Source organism: Thermus altitudinis (assembly GCF_022760835.1).
Lineage (GTDB): Bacteria > Deinococcota > Deinococci > Deinococcales > Thermaceae > Thermus > Thermus altitudinis.
The window spans coordinates 209243-231685 of sequence record NZ_JAKTNQ010000001.1 but is presented as its reverse complement, the minus strand read 5'-3'; the positions used below and the strand labels follow the sequence as shown (position 1 = coordinate 231685).

The 22443-nt window shown below is 64.4% G+C and carries 21 protein-coding genes and 1 pseudogene; 18 read left to right on the top strand and 4 right to left on the bottom strand.

The genetic code is table 11. The features are described from left to right. Positions 1–142 precede the first annotated feature (142 nt). The 9 genes from L0D16_RS01140 (at position 143) to L0D16_RS01100 (ending at position 8951) form a co-directional block, all read left to right on the top strand. A complete protein-coding gene (locus tag L0D16_RS01140) occupies positions 143–247 on the top strand; it encodes a cytochrome c oxidase subunit 2A (RefSeq protein WP_243029500.1) in 105 nt (34 codons plus the stop codon). Between the two features lie 3 nt (positions 248–250). Then, positions 251–757: a cupredoxin domain-containing protein gene (locus L0D16_RS01135; RefSeq protein ID WP_243029499.1), complete on the top strand. Its 507-nt coding sequence runs from the start codon at positions 251–253 to the stop codon at positions 755–757. A 3-nt stretch (positions 758–760) separates the two neighbouring features. Beyond that, positions 761–2449, top strand: coding sequence for a b(o/a)3-type cytochrome-c oxidase subunit 1 (locus tag L0D16_RS01130; protein ID WP_243029498.1), 1689 nt, complete (start codon positions 761–763; stop codon positions 2447–2449). Between the two features lie 74 nt (positions 2450–2523). Next, entirely contained in the window at positions 2524–3003 is a 480-nt protein-coding gene (locus tag L0D16_RS01125) for a hypothetical protein (protein WP_243029497.1), read from the top strand. Then, a complete protein-coding gene (locus tag L0D16_RS01120; protein ID WP_243029496.1) occupies positions 3000–4154 on the top strand; it encodes an MFS transporter in 1155 nt (384 codons plus the stop codon). Before L0D16_RS01125 ends, L0D16_RS01120 begins: the two co-directional genes overlap by 4 nt. A gap of 71 nt (positions 4155–4225) precedes the next feature. Further along, entirely contained in the window at positions 4226–4495 is a 270-nt protein-coding gene (gene rpsO, locus L0D16_RS01115; protein ID WP_243029495.1) for a 30S ribosomal protein S15, read from the top strand. Between the two features lie 58 nt (positions 4496–4553). Further along, on the top strand, positions 4554–6698 hold the full coding sequence (pnp, locus tag L0D16_RS01110; protein ID WP_243029494.1) for a polyribonucleotide nucleotidyltransferase: 2145 nt from the start codon (positions 4554–4556) through the stop codon (positions 6696–6698). Positions 6699–6755: 57 nt separating this feature from the next. Continuing rightward, complete coding sequence (locus L0D16_RS01105) at positions 6756–8486, top strand: ribonuclease J (RefSeq protein ID WP_243029493.1); 1731 nt, start codon at positions 6756–6758, stop codon at positions 8484–8486. 3 nt (positions 8487–8489) lie between these two features. Beyond that, entirely contained in the window at positions 8490–8951 is a 462-nt protein-coding gene (locus tag L0D16_RS01100) for a universal stress protein (RefSeq protein WP_243029492.1), read from the top strand. Here L0D16_RS01100 and L0D16_RS01095 read toward each other — a convergent pair. The 3 genes from L0D16_RS01095 to L0D16_RS01085 are packed head-to-tail and all read right to left on the bottom strand — an operon-like array spanning position 8915 to position 12764. Then, on the bottom strand, positions 8915–9880 hold the full coding sequence (locus L0D16_RS01095; protein ID WP_243029491.1) for a sodium:calcium antiporter: 966 nt from the start codon (positions 9878–9880) through the stop codon (positions 8915–8917). The genes L0D16_RS01100 and L0D16_RS01095 overlap by 37 nt on opposite strands. Beyond that, positions 9877–10326 (bottom strand): CBS domain-containing protein, encoded by a 450-nt coding sequence (locus L0D16_RS01090; RefSeq protein WP_243029490.1) that lies wholly within the window; start codon positions 10324–10326, stop codon positions 9877–9879. Before L0D16_RS01090 ends, L0D16_RS01095 begins: the two co-directional genes overlap by 4 nt. After that, the gene (locus L0D16_RS01085) at positions 10323–12764 is read right to left on the bottom strand and encodes a cation-translocating P-type ATPase (protein WP_243029489.1); all 2442 of its coding nucleotides are present in this window, start codon (positions 12762–12764) and stop codon (positions 10323–10325) included. Before L0D16_RS01085 ends, L0D16_RS01090 begins: the two co-directional genes overlap by 4 nt. A 67-nt stretch (positions 12765–12831) precedes the next feature. Here L0D16_RS01085 and L0D16_RS01080 point away from each other — a divergent pair, with 67 nt between their 5' ends. From L0D16_RS01080 to L0D16_RS01070, 3 genes are all read left to right on the top strand, one after another. Beyond that, the gene (locus tag L0D16_RS01080; RefSeq protein ID WP_243029488.1) at positions 12832–13398 is read left to right on the top strand and encodes a thioredoxin family protein; all 567 of its coding nucleotides are present in this window, start codon (positions 12832–12834) and stop codon (positions 13396–13398) included. A gap of 82 nt (positions 13399–13480) precedes the next feature. Next, positions 13481–14413, top strand: coding sequence for an NAD-dependent epimerase/dehydratase family protein (locus L0D16_RS01075; protein WP_243029487.1), 933 nt, complete (start codon positions 13481–13483; stop codon positions 14411–14413). A 32-nt stretch (positions 14414–14445) separates the two neighbouring features. After that, complete coding sequence (locus tag L0D16_RS01070; protein ID WP_243029486.1) at positions 14446–15489, top strand: SLAC1 family transporter; 1044 nt, start codon at positions 14446–14448, stop codon at positions 15487–15489. On the opposite strand, the gene L0D16_RS01065 is transcribed toward L0D16_RS01070, so the two are convergent. Beyond that, positions 15439–16800, bottom strand: coding sequence for a lyase family protein (locus tag L0D16_RS01065; RefSeq protein WP_243029485.1), 1362 nt, complete (start codon positions 16798–16800; stop codon positions 15439–15441). The two genes, L0D16_RS01070 and L0D16_RS01065, sit on opposite strands and share 51 nt — an antisense overlap. A gap of 89 nt (positions 16801–16889) precedes the next feature. Between L0D16_RS01065 and L0D16_RS01060 the strand changes: the two genes are divergently transcribed. From L0D16_RS01060 to L0D16_RS01040, 6 genes and pseudogenes are all read left to right on the top strand, one after another. Then, on the top strand, positions 16890–18074 hold the full coding sequence (locus L0D16_RS01060; protein ID WP_243029484.1) for an ABC transporter substrate-binding protein: 1185 nt from the start codon (positions 16890–16892) through the stop codon (positions 18072–18074). Between the two features lie 50 nt (positions 18075–18124). After that, positions 18125–19000 carry a branched-chain amino acid ABC transporter permease gene (locus L0D16_RS01055; RefSeq protein ID WP_243029483.1) on the top strand — a complete coding sequence of 292 codons (876 nt, stop codon included), beginning with the start codon at positions 18125–18127 and terminating at the stop codon, positions 18998–19000. Between the two features lie 66 nt (positions 19001–19066). Further along, positions 19067–19843 carry an ABC transporter ATP-binding protein gene (locus tag L0D16_RS01050; RefSeq protein WP_243029508.1) on the top strand — a complete coding sequence of 259 codons (777 nt, stop codon included), beginning with the start codon at positions 19067–19069 and terminating at the stop codon, positions 19841–19843. After that, positions 19834–20349, top strand: a pseudogene (locus L0D16_RS01045) (ABC transporter ATP-binding protein); the annotation flags it as partial. The gene L0D16_RS01050 and the pseudogene L0D16_RS01045, both read left to right, overlap by 10 nt. Before the next feature lie 6 nt (positions 20350–20355). Then, positions 20356–20583, top strand: a complete 228-nt coding sequence (locus L0D16_RS12620) for an ABC transporter ATP-binding protein C-terminal domain-containing protein (RefSeq protein ID WP_407702033.1) — start codon at positions 20356–20358, stop codon at positions 20581–20583. Positions 20584–20589: 6 nt separating this feature from the next. Then, a complete protein-coding gene (locus L0D16_RS01040; RefSeq protein ID WP_243029481.1) occupies positions 20590–22443 on the top strand; it encodes an AMP-binding protein in 1854 nt (617 codons plus the stop codon).

Genomic DNA, 22443 nt, shown 5'->3' with positions numbered 1-22443 from the left:
CCCGGTTTGAAAACCGGGGGATTATAGCCCCCCACACCCCCCCTTTTCTCTAATGGAAGGGACAAATGTACTTCACCTTCTTCTCAGCTTTTAGCTAACATGGGCGCCGTATACGGCAACCTGCCGTAAAGGGAGGAAGGGTATGGAGGAAAAACCGATTGGCGCCATGGGAGTAATAGTGGTTCTTACCCTCACCATTTTGGTCTTCTGGCTGGGGGTATATTTCACCTTCTTCGCAAGGGGGTAGGGTATGGTGGACGAGCACAAGGCCCACAAGGCAATCCTGGCTTATGAGAAAGGGTGGTTAGCCTTCTCCCTGGTCATGGTGGTGGTCTTCATCGCCCTCATCGCCTACACCCTGGCCACCCACACCGCCGGGGCCATCCCCGCAGGCCAGTTGGAGCGGGTGGACCCCACCAAGGTGCGCGCGGAGGGCCCCTGGGCCGACCCCGCCCAGGCGGTGGTGCAAACCGGCCCCAACCAGTACACGGTTTACGTGTTAGCCTTTGCCTACGGGTACCAACCAAACCCCATAGAGGTTCCCAAAGGGGCGGAAATCATCTTCAAGGTCACCAGCCCCGACGTCATCCATGGCTTTCACGTGGAGGGTACCAACATCAATGTAGAAGTCCTTCCAGGGGAGGTTTCCACGGTGCGGTACACCTTCAAGAAAGCTGGCGAGTACCGCATCATCTGCAACCAGTACTGCGGCATAGGCCACCAGATCATGTTTGGCAAGATCGTGGTAAAGGAGTGAACCATGGCGGTGCGGACATCGGACATCAGCCGGGTCTACGAGGCCTATCCGGAGAAAAAGGCCACCCTCTACTTCCTGGTCCTGGGCTTCATCGCCGTCATCATCGGGAGCCTTTTCGGCCCCTTCCAGGCCCTGAACTACGGGAACGTGGACGCCTACCCCCTCCTTAAGCGTCTGCTCCCCTTCGTGCAGTCCTACTATCAGGGCCTGACCCTGCACGGGGTACTGAACGCCATCGTCTTCACCCAGCTCTTCGCCCAGGCCATCATGGTCTACCTGCCCGCCCGGGAGCTGAACCTGCGGCCCAACATGGGGCTCATGTGGCTTTCCTGGTGGATGGCCTTTATCGGGCTGGTCATGGCGGCCTTGCCCTTGTTGGCCAACGAGGCTACGGTCCTCTATACCTTCTATCCGCCCCTTAAGGGCCACTGGGCCTTTTACCTGGGGGCCAGCATCTTCGTGCTCTCCACCTGGGTAAGCATCTACATCGTCTTGGACCTCTGGCGGCGCTGGCGGGCGCAAAACCCGGGGAAGGTTACCCCATTGGTGACCTACATGGCGGTGACCTTCTGGCTCATGTGGTTCATCGCCTCCATTGGTTTGGTGCTGGAGGCGGTGCTCTTCCTCCTCCCCTGGTCCTTTGGCCTCATCCAGGGGGTTGACCCCTTGATCACCCGCACCCTCTTCTGGTGGACGGGCCACCCCATCGTTTACTTCTGGCTCCTGCCGGCCTACGCCATCATCTACACCATCCTTCCCAGGCAAGCCGGGGGAAAGCTGGTCTCCGACAGCATGGCCCGCTTGGCCTTTTTGCTCTTCCTTCTCCTCTCCACCCCGGTGGGGTTCCACCACCAGTTCGCCGACCCCGGCATTGACCCCACCTGGAAGATGGTCCACTCCATCCTCACCATGTTTGTCGCCGTTCCCAGCCTCCTGACCGCTTTTACCGTAGCCGCAAGCCTTGAGTTCGCCGGTCGGATGCGGGGTGGAAAGGGGCTTCTGGGCTGGATCAAGGCCTTGCCTTGGGACAATCCTGGCTTTGTGGCTCCAGTTTTGGGCCTCCTCACCTTCATCCCCGGCGGGGCCGGTGGGATGGTGAACGCCAGCTTCACCCTGGACTATGTGGTCCATAACACCACCTGGGTTCCCGGCCACTTCCATCTGACGGTGGCCACCCTGGTGGTCCTTACCGCCATGGGCACCATCTGGTGGCTCATCCCTAACCTCACGGGCAAGCCCATCTCTGACGCACAGAGGCGGCTGGGTTTGGCGGTGGTTTGGCTGTGGTTCGTGGGCATCCTAATCATGAGCCTGGGCCTACACCTGCAGGGCCTCCAGTACGTGCCGCGGCGGGCTTACATCTCCCAAGTGCCCGACGCTTACGCGCACACTTCCACCCTCATGGTCTTCAACATTGTGGGGGGGATTGTTCTTCTGGTGGCCCTCATCCTCTTCATCTACGGCCTCTTCAGCGTTCTCCTGGGCCGGGAGCGCCGGGTGGAGCTGGCCGAGGCCCCGGTGCCCTTCGCCGAGGTCCTGGCTGGCCCTGAGGATAACCCCTTGGTGCGGGCCATGGACCGCATCGGCTTCTGGTTCTTGGTGGCGGTGATCCTGGTGGTGCTGGCCTACGGTCCCACTCTGGTGCAGCTCTTCAGCAACCTGAACCCGGTTCCCGGAATGCGGCTTTGGTGAACCCAGCTAGGCCTGGTCAGGGGCCGGACCTTCCGGCCCTTGACCTTTGCTGGGGGAAGGGGAAGGCTATAGGGGTGGGCTTTCTTCCCTCGCCCGGACTCCCTTGGATTGCCGGCCTTTCCCTTCTTCCCTTCTTCCTCCAGTTTCTGGGCCTAAGTCTGGGGGAGGTCCTGGGCCAAGGCCTCTGCGGCAGCGCCCTAGGGGTGTCGGAGCTGGAGGCCGTAAAGTACGGCCTGGTAAACGAGTACTACCTCTACGGCCAGCTTTTCCTGGCCCTTTTGGCCCTAAAGGTCACCTATGCCCTGGTCCTGATGGCCCTCCGGTTCATGTACCCCGAGAAAGACCCGCCCTTCGCCCCTTTGGTCTGGAAGGTGGGCGTGGGGCTTTCCCTGGTCCTCCTCCTCCTCTTTCTCGCCACCCGCACGCTACCGCTACCCTTCAGCACCCCCTTAGGCCCCGCCCTCCTCTCCCCCGCCCCCTTGGATCCCCTCTCGGTCATGATGGTCCTGCCCGAGCCCTTCCTGCTGGGTCTTTACCTCCGATACCGACCATGAGGCTTCCTCTTCAGGTATACCTGTTGGGCTTTGTCAGCTTCCTCATGGATGTGGCCAGCGAGATGGTCTATCCCCTCCTACCCCTTTTTCTGACCAGCCTAGGGGCGGGCGCAGGGGTGCTGGGGTTGGTGGAGGGCATCGCCGAGGCCACGGCCAGCCTCTTCAAGGTGGTGGGCGGAAGGATTTCCGACCGGTTGGGCCGAAGAAAACCCTTACTCCTCCTTGGATATGGCTTGCCCGCCTTCCTGAGACCCATTTTGGCCCTAGCCCAAAGCCCTGCCCATGTGCTCCTCTACCGTTTCCTGGACCGCACCGGTAAGGGCTTGCGCACCGCACCCCGTGATGCTTTACTGGCGGAGAGCGTGGACCAGGGTGCCTTTGGCCGGGCCTACGGCCTCCACCGGGGCCTGGACACCCTGGGAGCCACCGTGGGCCCCTTCTTGGCCTTCCTCCTCCTACCCCAACTGGGAATCCGGGGCGTGTTTTGGGCCTCGGCCATCCCGGCCTTTCTGGCCTTCATGGCCCTCTTTTGGGTACGGGAGGCCAAGGCCCCACGGGTCAGAACCCCCCTACCCCCCCTCCGCCTCAGCTACTTACGTACCCTTCCCGTCCCGTACCGCCGCTTTCTCCTGGTCTCCAGCCTCTTCGCCTTGGCCCTCTCCTCCAATGCCTTTCTGCTCCTTCGCCTGAAGGAGCTGGGTCTAACCCCCGAGGCCGTGACCCTGGCCTACACGGGCTACAACCTTCTCTACGCTCTTTTGGCCTACCCTCTGGGTAGCCTGGCGGACCGGGTGGGCCTAAGGCGGGTGGTGGCCTGGGGGTTTGGCCTCTACGCCCTGGTGTATTTGGGCTTTGCCCTGGCAAAAACCGCCCTGGCAGGTGTGGCCCTGCTTCTCCTCTATGCCCTTTATTCCGCTGCCTTCGAGGGGGCCAGCCGGGCCTATCTGGCCACCTTGGTACCCCAGGAAACGAAGGCCACAGCCATCGGTCTCTACCACACGGTGGTGGGGGTTTTGCTCTTGCCGGCCAGTGTGATCTTCGGCTTTCTTTGGCAGAGCTACGGACCCGGGCTAGCCTTCGGCGTGGGCGGGGGCCTGGCCCTTTTGGCCCTCACCCTCTTCCTGCTTGACGGAAAGAGGAGGAGGCCCTAACCTGGAGGAGGTCCTTAGGGACCTCGAGGAGGAAGGGGCCAAAAGCGCTTTCCCCCCTGACGGAGGTAGAGATGCCCATCAGCAAAGAGGAGAAGCAAAAGGTCATAGAGGAGTTCGCCCGCTTCCCCGGGGACACGGGGAGCACGGAAGTGCAGGTGGCCTTGCTCACCTTGCGCATCAACCGGCTATCCGAGCACCTGAAGGTCCACAAGCACGACCACCACTCCCACCGGGGTCTTTTGATGATGGTAGGGCAGCGGCGTAGGCTTCTGCGCTACCTGGAGGGGGAAGACCCCGAGCGCTACCAGGCCCTGGTTGAGAAACTGGGCCTGAGGAAGTAAACTGGTATGTAGGTCGGGGGCGGGGCCTTAGGGCTCCGCCTTTCGCTTGAGGACAACTATGGCAGAAGCCACGCCCAACACACCCCAAGCCCATCGGTACGAAACCCAGGTGGCCGGCCGCCTCTTGGTCCTAGAGACGGGGAAATACGCCAAGCAGGCTTCTGGCTCGGTCCTGGTACGCTATGGCGACACCGTGGTCTTGGCCACGGCCCAGGCCTCGGAAGAACCCATAGAGGCGGACTTTCTCCCCCTCACCGTGGAGTTCGAGGAGCGGCACTACGCCGTGGGCAAGATTCCCGGAAGCTTCATGCGCCGGGAGGGGCGGCCGGGGGAAAAGGCCATCCTTTCCGCCCGCATGACGGATAGGCCCATCCGCCCCCTCTTCCCCAAGGGGTTCCGCCACGAGGTACAGGTGATCGTCACCGTGCTCTCCGCCGACCAGAAGAACCCTCCGGACATCCTGGGGCCCACGGCGGCCAGCGCCGCCCTCATGCTCTCGGACATTCCCTGGGAAGGCCCCGTGGCCGCGGTTAGGGTGGGCCTCATCGGAGGGCAGTTGGTCTTGAACCCCACCTTGCAGGAGCTGGAGGAAAGCACCTTGGACCTGGTGGTGGCGGGAAGCCGGGACGCCATCCTCATGGTGGAGGCCGGGGCGCAGGAGGTGGACGAGGAGACCTTGGTCCAGGCCTTGGAGTTCGCCCACCGGGAGATGCAACCCATCCTGGACCTGCAAGAGGCCATGGCGCAGGCCCTGGGCAAGCCCAAGATGGCCTGGACTCCCCCCGATAGCCTCAGCGAGGAGGAGAAGGAGGCCTTCTACCGCTTGAGCTTGGAACGGGGGCTTACTGGGGTGCTCCAGACCGCCAGCAAGGGGGAAAGGAGCCGGGCCCTCGAGGCCTTCGCCGAAAGCCTCATCGCCGAGGCCTTGCCCAAGGGGGAGGACGGCACCCCGGACGAGAGCTGGAAGTCCCTTTACGAAAGCGCCTTCGCCGAGGTGGTGCGCAAGGAGCTGAGGCGCTTGGTCCTGGAGGAGGGTAAGCGGGCGGATGGCCGTGCACCCAAGGACCTGCGGCCCATCTGGATCGAGGTGGACGTCCTCCCCCGCGCCCATGGCTCCGCCGTCTTCACCCGGGGGGAAACCCAGGTGCTGGGCACCGTCACCCTGGGCACGGGCCGGGACGAGCAGATCATTGACGACCTGGGGATTGACGAGACGGAGAAGTTCCTGGTCCACTACAACTTCCCCCCCTTCTCCACCGGGGAGGTGAAGCGCCTAAGGGGGGTTTCCCGGCGCGAGGTGGGGCACGGCAACCTGGCTAAACGGGCCCTCAAGGCCGTCTTACCCCCGGAGGAGGCCTTCCCCTACACCATCCGGGTGGTGGGGGACGTGCTGGAGTCCAACGGCAGTAGCTCCATGGCCACGGTCTGCGCCGGCTGCCTGGCCCTCATGGATGCCGGGGTGCCCATCCGGGCCCCGGTGGCCGGGGTGGCCATGGGCCTGGTGTGGGAAGGGGACCGGGCGGTGATCCTCACGGACATCCTGGGGCTGGAGGACGCCCTTGGGGACATGGACTTCAAGGTGGCGGGGACCCGAAAAGGGGTCACGGCGCTGCAGATGGACAACAAGGTGGGGGGGCTGCCCCGGGAGGTGCTGAAGGAGGCCCTCATGCAGGCCCGGGAGGCCCGGCTTCGGATTCTGGACCTCATGGAAAGCGTCCTCCCCGCCCCGCGCCCCGAGCTCAAGCCCTTCGCCCCCCGGATCCTCTCCCTGAAGGTGCCCGTGGAGAAGATTGGCCTGGTCATTGGGCCTGGGGGGAAGAACGTGCGGGCCCTCGAGGAGCTAGGGGTAGAGGTGGACATAGAAGAGGACGGAACGGTGCGCCTCTACTCCAGCGACATGGAGGCCGCCCAGAAGGCCAAGAAGCGCATAGAGGAGCTCACCATGGAGGCCAAGGTGGGGGAGATCTACGAGGGCACCGTGACCAAGATCACCCCCTTCGGAGCCTTCATCAGCCTCTTTCCTGGCACCGAGGGCCTCTTGCACATCAGCCAGATCGCCCCTGGACGCGTGGAACGGGTGGAGGACCACCTCAAGGTGGGGGACGTGATCAAGGTCAAGGTGCACCGCATTGACGAGCGGGGCAAGATTGACCTGATCCGACCCGAGCTGGAGGGGAAGATTCCCCCCAGGCGGCGCAGCTAGCCCCAGGAGGCTTTTCTTTTGGCATAATCCCGGTCTGGCCGGGAAGATGGGAGGTTTATGGAAAACCAGGAACGCAAACCACGGAAACGGCGCCGCAGACGGCCACCAGACACCACCCCCATGGCCCCTGGGGATGGCAGGGACCACGTGGAGATCGTGCCCCTAGGGGGGATGGGGGAGATCGGCAAGAACATCACCGCTTTCCGCTTCCGGGACGAGATCTTTGTGCTGGATGGGGGGCTGGCCTTCCCCGACGAGGGGATGCCCGGGGTGGACCTCCTTATCCCCCGGGTGGACTACCTCATAGAAAACCGCCACCTCATCAAGGCCTGGGTGCTCACCCACGGCCACGAGGACCATATCGGCGGGCTTCCCTTTATCCTCCCCATGGTTTTTGGCAAGGAGAGCCAGGTGCCCATCTACGGCGCCAAGCTCACCCTGGGGTTGCTACGGGGAAAGCTGGAGGAGTTCGGCCTTAGGCCAGGAAGCTTCAACCTCAAGGAAATCTCCCCCGACGACCGGATCACGGTGGGGCGGTACTTCACCCTAGACCTCTTCCGCATGACCCACTCCATCCCCGACAACTCCGGCCTGGTGATCCGCACCCCCATTGGCACCATCGTGCACACCGGGGACTTCAAGCTGGACGCCACCCCCATAGACGGAAAGGTTTCCCACCTGGCCAAGGTGGCCCAGGCGGGGGCCGAGGGGGTGCTCCTCCTCATCGCCGACTCCACCAACGCCGAACGCCCCGGCTACACCCCCAGCGAGATGGAGATCGCCAAGGAGCTGGACCGGGTCATCGGCCGGGCCCCGGGAAGGGTCTTTGTCACCACCTTCGCCAGCCACATCCACCGCATCCAAGCCGTGATCTGGGCAGCGGAGAAGTACGGGCGCAAGGTGGCCATGGAAGGGCGGAGCATGGTGCGCTTTAGCCGCATCGCCCTGGAGCTGGGCTACCTGAAGGTGAAGGACCGCCTCTACACCCTGGACGAGGTCAAGGACCTCCCCGACCACCAGGTGCTGATCCTGGCCACGGGAAGCCAGGGCCAGCCCATGTCGGTCCTCCACCGCCTGGCCTTTGAGGGCCACGCCAAGATGGCCATCAAACCCGGGGACACGGTGATCCTCTCCAGTAGCCCCATCCCCGGCAACGAGGAGGCGGTGAACCGGGTCATCAACCGCCTCTACGCCCTAGGGGCCTACGTCCTTTACCCTCCCACCTACAAGGTCCACGCCTCCGGCCACGCCTCCCAGGAGGAACTCAAGCTCATCCTGAACCTCACCACCCCCCGTTTCTTCATGCCCTGGCACGGGGAGGTGCGCCACCAGACCAACTTCAAGTGGTTGGCGGAGTCCATGAGCCGCCCGCCGGAGAAGACCCTCATTGGGGAAAACGGCGCCGTTTACCGCCTAACCCGGGAAACCTTTGACAAGGTGGGCCAGGTGCCCTCGGGGATGCTCTACGTGGATGGCCTGGGGGTGGGGGACATCACCGAAGAGATCCTGGCCGACCGCCAGCACATGGCCGAGGAGGGGATCGTGGTCATCACCGCCTTAGCGGCCCACGACCCCGTGGTGGAGGTGGTGTCCCGGGGTTTCGTGAAGGCTGGGGAAAGGCTTCTCGGCGAGGTGAAGCGCTTGGCCCTCGAGGCCCTGCAAAACGGGGTGCGGGAAAAAAAGTCCTTAGAGCGCATCCGTGACGACATCTACTACCCGGTGAAGAAGTTCTTAAAAAAGGCCACGGGACGCGACCCGGTGATCCTGCCCGTGGTGATTGAGGGGTAAAGCATGTACCAAAGCCTCCTCCTTCCCACCGATGGAAGCCCGGCGGCGGAGGCTGGGGTAAGGGAGGGCCTCCGCCTGGCCAAGGCCCTGGAGGCCCGGGTGGCCTTTCTCTACGCCCTCGAGCCCCTAGGGCCCAGGCTTCTCCTTGGCCCCGAGACCCTTCCCTACTACCAGGCCCTGGTGGAGGACCTGCGCCAGGAGGGCTTGGCCGCCCTGGACCGGGCCACCCACATGGCAGAAGAGGTGGGGGTGGGTTTTGAAGCCCATCTCCTGGAGGGGCGGGCCGCGGAGGTGATCCTAAAGGAAGCCGTGAAGCACGACCTTGTGGTCATGGCCACCCATGGGCGCACGGGGCTGGATGCGGTGCTTTTGGGCAGCGTCACCCAGGAGGTGGTCCGCCGAAGCCCCAAGCCCGTCTTGGTGGTGCCCTACCGCACCAGGGGGAGCGAGGCCGCCAGCAGGTAAAGGGCCAGGATGGCCCAGGAGTCGTAGGCCAGAACCCAAAGCTTCCTCAGGCTCTGGTACATGAGCCCGGTGAGCACCGTTCCGGCCATGCCCAGGAGGGCCAGAAGGCTGAGGAGGTGGCCTCCCCCCACCTGGGCTAACAGGGGGCCAGGGGCCAGGATGTCAGCATAGGAAAGCAAAAAGGTGTTGAACATGACGCTCCCCAGCACGTTGCCCAAGGCCAGGTCCACAGCCCCCAGGCGGGCGGCGGCCAGGGTCACCGTGGCCTCGGGTAGGGTGGTCACCAACCCCACCAAAAAGGTGCCCACCCAGGCCTGGCCCAGCCCCGTCTCCTGGGCCAGGGCCGCGGCCAAATCCGGGAGTACCACCGCCGCCCCCACCAATACCCCTGCCCCTAGCAGGTAACGGCCGAGGGCCTTCGCTAAAGGGATATGGGCATAGGCTTCCTCCTCGAGGACCTCGTCGTGGGGAAAACGCCTGGCGTAGCGAAAGGAAAGCCAAAGGGCGAAAAGGTAAAGGGGAAAAAGGGCCAGGGCGAACCCCCCGATCCGTCCCCAGCCCCTTTCCGCCAAAAGGCCCATTCCCGCCAAGGACAAAAGCAGGATGGCTAGCCCCAGGCTCAGGGCATGCCCTTGGCTGGCCCGGGCGGTGAGGGGACGAGGGTGGACGGCATCCAGCACGGTGAGGAGCAGGAAGTTCACCATGCTGGCTCCCAAGAGGTTCCCCACGGCGATATCGGGAAGATCTTGAAAAACCGCGCTGGTCACGTTGAAAAGCTCCGGCAAGCTGGTGGTGATGCCCACCAGAAAAAGGCCCATGAAGGTGCGGCCAAGCCCCGTTTTCTCCGCCAGGACGTCCCCGTAGAAGGCCACCTGCCGCCCGGCCAGCAGGATGACCGCCGCCACCGCCAAAAAGGCGATCCCGGTCATAGCTGGGGCTGGAGTAGGCGAAGCAGGTCAAACCGGGTGATGATCCCCACGGGTTTCCCCTCTCCATCCACCACGGGCACGTGGTTGATATCGTAGGCCAACATGAGGTCCAGTACGCGAGAAAGGGGTTCCTCCGGCCCCACGGCGTGCACCGGGCTGGTCATGATCTCCTCCACCCGGGTGCGCCTGGCCTCGGCCAAGGCCTCCTCCAACCCGTCGGACCCCATAAAGCGGCCCAAGAGCATGGGGGCCCGGAAGGTGGAAAAGGGCACGCCTCGTTCCTTCAGGAAATCGCTTTCGGTGACGATGCCCATCAGGCGCCCCTCTTTGTCCACCACCAGGACGCTCCCAATGCCTTTTCCCAGCATCAGCCGGGCCACCTCCACCAGAGAAGTTTCGGGCAGCACGGTTACCACAGGACGGGTCATGGCGTCTTTGGCCTTCATCGCCTAGCCTCCTTCCGCCATACTAATCGGTCCACCCCCTCCGCCATAAGCCAGGCCAGAAGGGCAAGGACCAAAACCAACCCCCAGATCCAGGCCGGAACCCGCACCGCCTCCCACACCCCGGGGGCCAGATTGCCCAGAAGGATTTGGATCAGGATACCCAGGGCCACGGCTCCGTGCAGGTATGGATTGGGAAGGGGAATCAGGTGGGTGTGCCGGGCAGCGTAGGCGAAGAAGAGCTGGCCCAGGGTCATGAAGTGGAAGGTGGCGGTGCGGGCTACCTCAACGGGCTCCCCCTGAACCCCAGCGCGGCCCATCCACCCGGAAAGCCCCGCCAGGATGCCCAGGGCGAAGACGGCCTTAACGCTTCCCGTAAGCAGGATGAACCTCAAAGAAGGCGGATCCAAAAGGGGGCTTTCCTTAGGCCTGGGCGGCCGGTCCAGCACCCCAGGGTTGCGGTCCAAAGCCAGGGCCAGGGCCGGTAGGCCATCGGTGACCAGGTTGATCCAAAGGATCTGCACTGCGGTGAGGGGAAGGAGGAGATGTCCAGCCTCGTCCCGCAAGTTTAAGAGGGCAGCAAATACCATTCCCAAGGTTACCACCAAGACCTCGGAAAGGTTGGTGGAAAAGAGGAAGCGGATGAACTTCTGGATGTTCTCGTAGATGCTCCGCCCCTCCTCAATGGCCGCCACGATGGTGGCGAAGTTATCGTCCATCAGGACCAGGTCCGCCACTTCCCGGGAGACGTCCGAGCCCCTCAGCCCCATGGCCACCCCCACATCGGCCCGCTTGAGGGCCGGGGCATCGTTCACCCCATCCCCGGTCATGGCCACCACCTCCCCTGCTTTCTGAAAAGCTTCTACTATACGCAGTTTATCCTCCGGCTTGACCCTGGCGAAGACATCCACCTCTAGAAGGTCTTCCTCGGAGAGTTCCCCGATCTCGTCCCCGGTGGCCACCACCTCCGCAGGAATACCCACCTGGCGGGCGATGGCCAAGGCCGTGGCCGGGTGATCCCCCGTGACCATCACCACCCGAACCCCGGCCTTCAACACCTTGGCCACCGCCTCCGGCACCTCCGGGCGGGGCGGGTCCAGGAGAAGGACGAAGCCCAGGAAGCTTAACCCTTCCTCCCGCTCCCCTTCGCCCCACGCCAAGGCCAACACGCGAAAACCCCGCTGAGCCTGGGCCTCTGCTTCCCCTAAAAGGGCCAGCTTCTCCTCCTCGGGTAAGGCCAGGCGGGGTATGAGGGCCTCGGGAGCCCCTTTCAGGAAACTACCCCCAGGCGTGGTCACCCGCATGTACTTCCAGGCGCTGTCAAAGGGCCGTTCGGAAAGCCTGGGGTGTTCTTGGCGTACCCGCTTTACGTCCAGGCGTTCGGCCGCATACCGCAAAAGGCCCAGTTCCAAGGGGTCCCCCGCTCCCGTCTCCAAATCGGCGTCGTTGCAGAGGACCATGGCCAAAAGGGCCCCTTGGGGGTCCGGCCCCACCACCTGCTGCACCTCCATGCGGTTTTCCGTAAGGGTGCCCGTCTTGTCGGTGGCGATCACCGTGACGCTCCCCAAGGCTTCCACGGCCGCAAGGCGGCGCACCACCGCCTTGCGGCGGGCCATGCGCTCCACCCCCAGGGCCAAGGCCAAGGTAAGCACGGCAGGAAGCCCCTCCGGCACCGCCGCCACCGCTAAGGCTACGGCGAAGAGGAACACCTGGGCGGAAAAGCCTTCCACCAGAAAACCCAAGGCCACCAGCCCTGCGGCAAGGACCAACACCCAACGGGCCACCCGATGGCCAAAGGCCTCGAGGCGCCGCTCCAGCGGAGTTTTTTCCTCCTCCATCTCCGCCAGAAGCCCGGCGATGCGGCCCATGGCGCTTCCTAGGCCGGTGCGGGTCACCTCTAGGAGGGCCCTGCCCCGCACCAAAAGGGTGCCGGAAAAGACCTCTTCCCCCTCCCCCTTTTCCACGGGCACGCTTTCCCCGGTGAGGACGCTTTCGTCCACCATGACCCCACTGGCCTCGAGGAGCACCCCATCCGCCGGAATCCGGTCCCCCGCCTCCAGGCGCACCACATCCCCCGGGACCAGGTCCCGGCTTGGAAGGCGTTGAAAATGCCCATCCCTCAACACCCAGACCAAGGGCTCCGCCAGGGCTTTCAGGCGCCTTAAGGCCTCCTCCGAGCGCTTCTCCTGAAGAGTTCCCAAGGTGGCGTTCAAAAGGAGGATGGCCAGAATGGCCAAGGATTCCAGGGGAAGCCCATGGGCTCCCTCAAAAACCCAAAGGCCTAGGTCCACCACCAAGGCGAAGAGGAGGATGTAGATGAGAGGGCTCTGAAACTGGCGCAGGAACTTCCGCCCCAGGGGCTCGGGCGGCTTTTCCGGAAGGGCGTTGGGACCGTATTGCGCTAAGCGTTTCCGTGCCTCCTCTGAGGTGAGTCCCCGCATGGGGGCATGATACCAAGGTCTCTTGGCGCTTATTGTCCCTAGGGGTGGCTTGGGGTATGATGGAGCCATGCTGCAGTATCCCGAACTGCCCCTAGAAAGCCCCCTGATCGACGCCGAGCTTCCCGATCCCAGGGGTGGACGCTATCGGCTTTCCCAGTTCCAAGAGCCCTTCTTGGCCGTTATCTTCATGTGCAACCACTGCCCCTACGTGAAGGGCTCCATCAAGGAGATCGTGGCCCTAGCGGAGAAGTACCGGGGCCAGGTGGCCTTCGTGGGCATCAACCCCAACGACTACGAGCGCTACCCCGACGACGCCCCGGACAAGATGGTGGAGTTCGCCAAGGAGCACGGCATCTTCTTCCCTTATCTCCTGGATGAAACCCAGGAAGTGGCCAAGGCCTACAAGGCCTTGCGCACCCCCGAGGTCTTCCTCTTTGACCAAAACCGCCTTCTCCGCTACCATGGCCGGGTCAACGACAATCCCAAGTTCCCCGACCAGGTGCAAAGCCACGATCTGCAAACGGCCATAGAAGCCCTGCTCCGAGGCGAAGAACCCCCCCTCAAGGAAGCCCCCGCCCTGGGGTGCACCATCAAGTGGCGGCCCGGCAACGAACCTGAGGTCAAAATCGGCTAACGGGCCTTCCTTGGCGGGGTAGGATGGGCTAGGCCCATAGCCCGCCTATGGGAGGGGTCCGATGGGCTTTTCCGAGGTGCCTATGCGCGTACTGGTAACGGGCGGAGCGGGGTTTATCGGCAGCCATATCGTGGAAAACCTTTTGCAGGAAGGCGTAGAGGTGGCCGTCCTGGACAACCTCTCCACGGGTAAGCGGGAAAATGTGCCCAAAGGGGTCTACTTCTACAAGGTGGACCTGCGGGACCGCGAAGGCCTGGAACGGGTCTTCCGGGAGTTCCGCCCCACCCACGTTTCCCACCAAGCGGCCCAGGCCTCGGTGAAGGTGAGCGTGGATAACCCGCTTCTGGACTTTGAGGTGAACCTCCTAGGGGGCCTGAACCTCCTGGAGGCCATGAGGAAGTGGGGGGCAGAAAAAATCCTCTTCGCCTCCACGGGCGGGGCCATCTACGGGGAGGTGCCGGAGGGGGAAGAGGCCGAGGAAACCTGGCCCCCCAGACCCAAAAGCCCCTATGCCGCCAGCAAGGCGGGCTTTGAGCACTACCTTTCCGCCTACGGGCAGAACTACGGGCTCAAGTGGGTTTCCCTGCGCTACGCCAACGTCTATGGCCCCCGGCAAGACCCCCACGGGGAGGCTGGGGTGGTGGCCATCTTCTCGGAAAGGGTGCTCAAAGGGGAGCCGGTAACCCTCTACGCCCGGAAGAGCCCGGGGGACGAGGGATGCGTGCGGGACTACATCTATGTGGGGGATGTGGTGCAGGCCCATAACCTGGCCCTAAAGGGTCTGGAAGGGGTCTACAACGTGGGGACCGGGGAAGGGCACACCACCATGGAGGTCCTAGAGGCCGTGGCCCAGGCCGCCGGGCGGACCCCCCAGGTCAACCCTGCCCCCCCGCGCCCAGGGGACCTGGAGCGGAGCGTCCTCTCCCCCCACAAGCTCATGGCCCATGGCTGGCGCCCCCAGGTGAGCTTTGCCGAGGGCATCCGGCTCACCGTGGAATACTTCCGAGGCCGTTGACATACCCCCTACCCCTATCTCAAGATGGGGGCATGAGCGTACGCTTTTTCCATCCCGCCTGGTTCGCCATGGTCATGGGGAGTAGCGGGGTCGCCGTGGTCCTGAAGCGCTTTGGCCTCGAGGACCTGGCCCACCTGGCCTATGGCCTTACCGCCCTCCTCCTTTTGGCCAGCCTTGGCCTTTTCCTGGCCAAGCTCCTGGCCCACGCCCCGGCAGTCTGGCAGGAGCTCCACCACCCCCTCCTTTCCCAGCTTTACGCCACCTTCCCCTTAGCCCTTTTGCTCTTCGGCCTGGCCAGCCACCAGGTGATGGGCTGGACAGGCTTGGCCCTGGGGCTCTTCGCCCTAGGCGCCCCCCTGGTCCTCTTGGTCAGCCTCCTCCTGGGGTACCTTATCTTCACCCGGCTGCGCCTTCCCCTCGAGGCCGCCAACGGCACCTGGTTCATACCCCCGGTTTCCGCCATCGTGGTGCCGCTGGCGGGGGGTCCTCTCCTCCCCCTGTTGGGCCGGGAAGCCTTCTACGGGATGCTGGCCTTCCTGGGGCTAGGCTTCCTGCTCTTCCTCCTGGTGGGGGCCATGCTCCTTTCCCGCCTCTACGCCCACGACCGCCCCGCCCCGGAACTGGTGCCCAGCCTCTTCGTGGGGCTGGCCCCGGTGGGCGTGGGGATTCTGGCCCCCCTTTCCCTGTTTAAAGGGGCCCAGCAAGCCGGGCTCTACGCCTTGAACCTCGAGGGCCTCTACCTCCTGGGGGCCTTCCTTTGGGGCCTGGGGGGGTGGTGGTTTGTCCTGGCCCTAGTCCTCCTGCTGGAAAACCTGGGGATCAGAAGGGTGCGTCTTCCCTTTACGCCCGGCCTTTGGGCCCTGGTCTTCCCCATGGCCGCCTTCACCCTGGCCACCCATGCCCTGGCGGATGGCTTGGAAAGCCGATTCTTCAGGGTTATGGCCTGGTTCCTCTTCCTGGTGCTGCAAAGCCTATACCTCCCCCTGCTCCTCCGCAGCCTGCTGGCCTTCCTCCGCCTGGAGGTGCTAAGGTCCCCGCGCCAACCGGCGCCGGGCCAAGCGCACCCGGGCCCTTAGGGCCGCCAGGTCCTTGCCGTCCTCCCTCAGGCGCCTTTGCGCTCCTTTTCGGGCCTCCTCCCTGGCCTTAGGGCCCACCCCTCCCAGAACCTCCCGGCGGGCAAAAAAGGCCTCCAGGCCCATCCAGGCAATAAGTTCCTCCCGCTCCACCCCCAAACGTTCGGGCCGCACCCCAGGCAGGGTCCCCTGAACCCGGCGGTAAGCCTCCCCCAAGGGCACGCCCTTCCGCACCAGAAGGTCCACCGCCTCCGAGGCCAGGACCTCAGGGGAGAGTTCCTCCAGGAGGAGGACGGTTTCAAAGCGGCTTTCCTCGAGGGCCACCCGGGTGAGCTCCACCGCCCCTTCCGCCCGCTCCAAAAGGTCGGCTAGAGGCTCCAATACCCCGGTGGAGTGGTCATTTAGATCGGTAAAGGGGGTATTGTGGTTTAAAAAGGCCAGGGTACCTATTCCCCCCAGGAGCTGGCCCGCATAGATGCGGGCGTGTTCCAAAACCACGGGATTCCGCTTCTGCGGCATAAAGCTGGAGCCCTGGGACACGCTTTCCCCCACCACAAAGGCCCCCCGCTCCGCCCAGAAAAGGAGGTCGGTAAGGAATCGGGAAAGGCTAGCCCCCATCCCCCCCAAGGCCGCGGCCAGCTCCAGGGCATAATCCCCCGAGGCCACGGCGTCCAAGGTGTTCTCCACGGGTCCGGCGAAACCCAAAAGGGCCGCCAGCCGCGCCCGGTCCACGGGATAGGGGTTTCCCGCCAGGGCGCTGGCCCCCAAAGGGGAGCGGTCCAGGGTATCCAAAGCCCTTCTTAGCCGGCGGAAATCCCTCTCCAAAAGCGCCGCTACCCCCAGGAGGTAATGGTCTAAGGTGGAGGGCTGGGCCGGCTGGTGGTGGGTGCGAAGGACCAAGGGCACCCCGGCGTGGGATTGCGCCACCTGCAAGACCACTTCCCGCAGGCGCAGGAAGTCCCCCAGCAAGGCCACCACCCGGTCCCTGAGGTAGGCGCGGAAAACGGTGAGGTCCAAATCGTTGCGGGAAAGCCCCCGGCGGATGGCCCCCGCCACCTCCTCCCCCCAGTGCTCGGAAAGCTGGGCGTAGATGGAAAAGAACACATCCTCCACCTCCCCGGTGAAGCTGGGAAGCGGGAGGGTGCGCAGCTCCCTCAAGGCCGCCACCGCCTCCCCCGCCTTGGGAATGCCCAGCCGGGAAAGCTCCAGGGCATAGGCGGTCAGGGCGTCAAAGAAATGGGGGACCAAGGCCTCCCGGGCAAAGCGGTAATGGCGGCCTAGGACAAAGCGGCGGTAAACGGCATGCCAACGCATGCTTTCATCCTAGACCTTGGCAGAGGACTTGCCGGGCGGCTTCGGGCATGGTATTGTTTCACCGAGTACAACCCGAAAGGAGGCGCATGATGAAACGCAGGGAGTTTTTGCAGAAGCTGGGTGTGGGTGCACTGGCCGCGGTGGGCATGCCCTATGTCGCCACCGCCCAGGCTAGGCCGGTGAAGCTGGCCACCCTCCTTCCCCTCACCGGACCCTTCGCCTTCGCCGGTAACGCCGGACGCGAAGGCTTCGTGGATGGGGTGGACTACGTGAACGAGGTCCTGGGGGGCGTTGGCGGCCGCAAACTGGAGCTCATTGTGGAGGATACCGGCTACGACGTGGCTAAGGGCACCGCTGCCTTCAACCGGGTGGTGTCCCGGGAGCGGGCCGAGGAGCTCCTCTTTGTCTACGGCGATTCCACAGGCCTTTCCAAGGCCTTGGCCCCGGAGATCGCCCGCATGGGCCTTCCCTACTCCGCCACCAGCTTCGCCAACGAGCTGGCCGATCCCAAGACCTACCCCACCATCTTCGTCTTCGGCCCCACCTACAACGACATGATGGAGGCCCTCCTAAGGCAGATCCGTCTACAGAAGGGCCGGGCTAAGATCGCCTTGGTCTACTCCAACACCGAGTTTGGTCGCGACCCCATCCCCTACGCCAAGGAAAGGGCCAAGGCTTTGGGCATGGAGGTGGTCCACGAGGAGGTAACCCCTCCCGCCTTCACCGACGCCACCCCCATCGTCCTGAACCTGCGCCGGGCCAACCCCGACTTCGTGATCCTCCAGGGCTACGCCCTCTCCGTCGAACCCCTGATCCTGCGCACCGCTCGGGAACAGGGCTTGAGGGCGCAGTTTATGGGCACGTATTACTCGGCGGAGCTGGCCCTGATCCAGCGGGCCGGTCCCGCTGCCGAGGGGTTCACCGTCACCTACCATAACGCCTACTGGTACGACACCCTGGTGCCGGCCGTGGACGAGATGCGGAAGTTCCGGCAGAAAAAGGGGCGCGACCTTTCCTACCGCCCCACCTACTACATGGGCAGCCTGGCGGTGGCCCTGGCCATCGCCGAGGCCATGCGCCGGGCAGCGGGTGCGGGCAAGCTGACCCGGGCCGGGGTGGTGGAATACCTGGAGAAGCTGGGGGACTACAACGGCCTGGGGCTCTTGCTTAACTTCCAGTTCGTAAACCATCGCCTTCCCTACACCAAACTCTACCGGGCCAGCGTGAAGGACGGCCGCTTCAACGCCATCACCGACTGGATCAAACTGGCCTAGCCCCTATCCCGCCCCTAGGTGGCCGCACCTGGGGGCCTTGCCACACGCCCATGTCTGACCTTTTACCGTACCTCATCGGCGGCCTGGCCAACGGGGCCCTTTACGGCCTTCTGGCTCTAGGCTTCGTCCTGGTATACCGGGCCACCAGCGTGGTGAACTTCGCCATCGGGGAGTTCCTGCTGGTAGGGGCTTACCTCACCTACACCTTCGCCCTTTTCCTGCCCCTCCCCCTGGCCATGCTGGCTGCCCTGCCCATGGCTTTTCTCTTCGGACTCCTGGTGGAGCGGGGTTTTGTGCGGCCGCTTTTGGGGCGGAACGTGGTGGCGGTGATCATGGCCACCATCGGGTTGGCCGCAGCCCTGGACGGCGGGGTGCAGCTCCTGTGGGGACCGGACCTCAAGTACCTCCAGGGGGAACTTCCCCAGCTGGGCTTCCAGCTGGGGGACACCTTCGTACCCTCCCGGGCTGTCTGGAACCTCCTTCTGGCCCTGCCCCTGGGATTGGGCCTCCTTTGGCTCCTGAGGAAAAGCCGCTATGGGGTCCTGGTGCGGGCCATCTCCGAGCGGGAGGTGGCGGCCCTGGCCCTGGGCATCCCCACCGCCCGGATCCTGGCGGGGGTTTGGGGCATCTCCGCCCTCCTCGCCACCCTGGCCGGGGCCCTCCTGGCCGTGGCCAGCGGGGTAGGGCATAACCTGGTTTTCTTTGGGCTTAAGGTCTTCCCCGTGGCCATCTTGGGCGGGTTGGACTCGGTGGGAGGGGCCTTGTTGGCGGGGTTCCTCCTGGGGGTCCTCGAGGCCCTTTCCGGACGCTACCTGGAACCTATCCTTCCGGGCTTCACCGAAGCCCTGCCCTTCGTGGTGGTGCTTCTGGTACTGATGGTGCGGCCTTATGGTCTACTGGGTGAGCGGCAGATTGAGAGGGTGTGAGGCCACCCCAGGGGCCCCGGAGGACCCCTCTCCAAACTCCCTGAGCATGGAGGTTAACGAAACATGATCCTGTCCGTAGAAAACCTCAAGGTGGTCTACCGGGGGGTGATCCTGGCCCTGGATGGGGTTTCCCTGGAGGTAAGGGAAGGGGAAGCGGTGGCCCTCCTGGGGCCCAACGGAGCGGGCAAGAGTTCCTTGGTGCGGGCAGTGGCGGGGCTTCTTCCCAAGTTTGAGGGGCGGGTGCTGGATGGGCATGTGCGGCTCTTTGGCCAGGAGGCCACCCACCTAGACCCGGTGCGCATCACGGGCTTGGGGCTTACCGCGGTCCTGGAGGGGCGCCCCCTTTTCCGCTACCTGACCCCCGTGGAAAACCTGGTGGCCGCCGGCCATCGCCTTTCCTCCCGGGAGCTGAAGGAGGGCATGGAGGAGGTCTTCGCCCGCTTCCCCAGGCTTTACGAGCGTCGCCACGAACAGGCGGGTTACCTCTCGGGAGGCGAGCAACAGATGCTCCTTTTGGGTATGGCCCTCCTCACCCGCCCCAAGGTCTTGGTGGTGGACGAGCCCTCCTTGGGCCTGGCCCCTAAGCTGGTGGAGGAAGTGATGCGCACCTTGGACGCCCTGAGAAAGGAGAAAGGGCTGAGCCTCCTCCTGGTGGAGCAAAACGCCCGGGCAGCCCTGGCCATCGTGGACCGCGTCTATGTGTTGGAGCGGGGCCGGGTGGTGTTTGAAGGCGACGCCCAAGCCGCCCAGGAAGACCAGGACGTGATGGAGTTCTACTTGGGCAAGGAGGAGGTAGGCTTCCGCCAAGCCAAGCGTTACCGAAGGAGGAAGCGGTGGGTGTGATCCTCGAGGCCAAGAACCTCCACCTCTCCTTCAAGGGGGTGAAGGCCCTGGTGGGCGTGGAGTTCAGCGTAGCCGAAGGCGAGTTCTTCGCGGTAATCGGGCCCAACGGGGCTGGGAAAACCACGCTTCTGAACGTGCTTTCCGGGGTGTATGAGCCCGACAAGGGCGAGGTGGTCTTCCTGGGCCAAAACCTGCGGGGGAAAAGCCCCCAGGATAGGGCCCGCATGGGCCTAGCCCGCACCTTCCAGGGCCTGGAGATCTTCCGGGGTATGAGCGTTTTGGAAAACGTGAAGCTAGGGGCCGAGCTGGCCCTGCCCGCCTACCCCCTGGCCCTACCCCGGGCCGAGCGGGAATGGCAACTTAGGGCCTGGGCCGAGGAAGTCCTGGACTACCTCCACCTCTCCCCCTTCCGCCACGCCCCTGCGGGCATGCTTCCCTACGGATTGCAAAAGCGGGTGGAGGTAGCCCGGGCCCTGGCCAGCCGACCCAAACTCCTCCTCCTGGACGAGCCCATGGCCGGGCTTTCCTTGGAGGAGAAGCAGGACCTGGCCCGGTTTCTCTTGGACGCCCGGGAGGAGTGGGGGGTAACCCTCCTCTGGGTGGAGCACGACCTAAGGGCAGTCCTGGAGCTTTCCGACAGAGTCCTGGTCCTCTCCTACGGGGAGGTGCTCTACCATGGCCCTCCCCAAGGGGTGCGCCAGGATCCCAAGGTGGCGGAAGCCTACCTGGGGCAAGCTTGAGGCGCTATGGAAGGGACACTTCTTGCCTACCTGTACCAGCATGCCCAGCGGGAGCCAGAAGCCCCAGCCCTCAGGGTGAAGCGGCTGGGAATCTGGCAGAAGACCTCCTGGAAGGACCTTTGGCATCGCACCCTTAGCCTGGCGGGAGGGCTATGGGCCCTGGGCCTAAGGGAGGGGGAGGTCCTGGCCATCCTCGGCCACAATGCCCCCGAGTGGGTGGAGGCCGAGCTGGCCGCCCAAACCCTAGGGGCCTTGCCCATGGGCATCTACGCCGACGCTATGCCCGAGGAGGTGGGCTACTTCCTGGAGTTCACCGGGGCCAAGGGGATCGTGGTTTCCGACGAGGAGCAACTGGACAAGGTCTATCCCCATCTGCACCTTTTGGACTTCGTCCTGGTCTGGGAGGAGGCGGGGATGTCCCGCCACTTCCAAGGCAAGGTCCGGCGTTTCCGCCAGGCCTTGGGGGACCCCAGGGTGGGGGAGGAGGCCTTAAAAAGGCGTCACCCCGAGGAGATCGCCCTTCTCGCCCCCACCTCGGGCACCACGGGAAGGAGCAAGCTGGCCATGCTCTCCCACGAAAACCTCTTGGCTGGCCACTTCGCCCTTCGGGAAGCCTTGGGCTTTCAAAGGGGCGCCTGGGTTTTCAGCTACCTGCCCTTACCCTGGATCGGGGAGCAGATGCTCACCGTGGTCCAGGGCCTGGTGGAAGGCTCCACCGTACACTTCCCCGAGGACCCCACCACCTTAAGGGAAGACCTTAAGGAGGTTCAGCCCGACTTTTTCCTGGCCCCTCCGAGGCTTTGGGAGGACATGGCCAGCCTCATCCAAAGCCGTATGGCAGATGCCGACCTTCTCAAGGCCTTCTTCTACCGGGTGGGGATGGGGGCCCTCCTGGAGGGGGCGAGCCGGGAGTTCCGGGGGGAGAAGGTGGGCCTTTGGCTGAACCTCAAGAGGGCCCTCTTCTACCCCCTCATCGCCAGGCCCCTAAGGGCCAGGCTGGGCCTTGCTGCCTGCCGCATCGCCGTCACCGGAGGCGCCCCCTTGGGCCCCGAGGTCTTTACCTTCTTCCGCGCCCTGGGCCTGGACATCCGCCAGGTCTATGGCCAGTCGGAAACCGCCGCCGCCACCACCGCCCACGCCACCGGGGACGCCCCACCCGAGACCGTGGGGCCACCTCTTGCCCACACCAAGGTGCGCATCAGCGAGGAGGGGGAGATCCAGGTGAAAGGCCCCCAAGTCTTCCAGGGCTACTTCCGCCAGGAAAAGGCCACCGCGGAGAGCTTCACGGAAGACGGCTTCTTCCGCACCGGGGATGCCGGCTTCTTTGACGAGCGGGGGCACCTGGTGATCCTAGGCCGGGTTAAGGAGGTGGGGGCCCTCTTGGACGGCACCCGTTTTGCCCCCCAGTTTTTGGAAAACCGCCTGAAGTACTCCCCCTACATTCGCGAGGCCGTGGTGCTGGGGCATGGGAAACCCTTTGTGACCGCCCTCATAGAGCTGGATCCGGAAAACGTGCAGAACTGGGCCCGTAGGCGAGGCATTCCCTTCACCACCTACCTCTCCCTTACCGAGAGGCCCGAGGTGAGAGCCCTGATCGCCGAGGAGATCCGCATGGTGAACAAGACCCTACCCGAAAAGCTCAGGATCCAGCGCTTCGCCATCCTTCCCAAGGAACTCCACCCCGACGACGAGGAGATCACCCGCACCCGCAAGGTTCGGCGCCAGGTGGTGGAGGTCCGCTACGGCCCGGTGATCCAGGCCCTTTACGGCGAAGGTGGGCGGGTGGAGGTGGTGCTCCCCATCCGCTACCTGGAGGGGGAAGGGCGGCTCGAGGCCACCTTGGAGGTGCAGGAGGTCTAG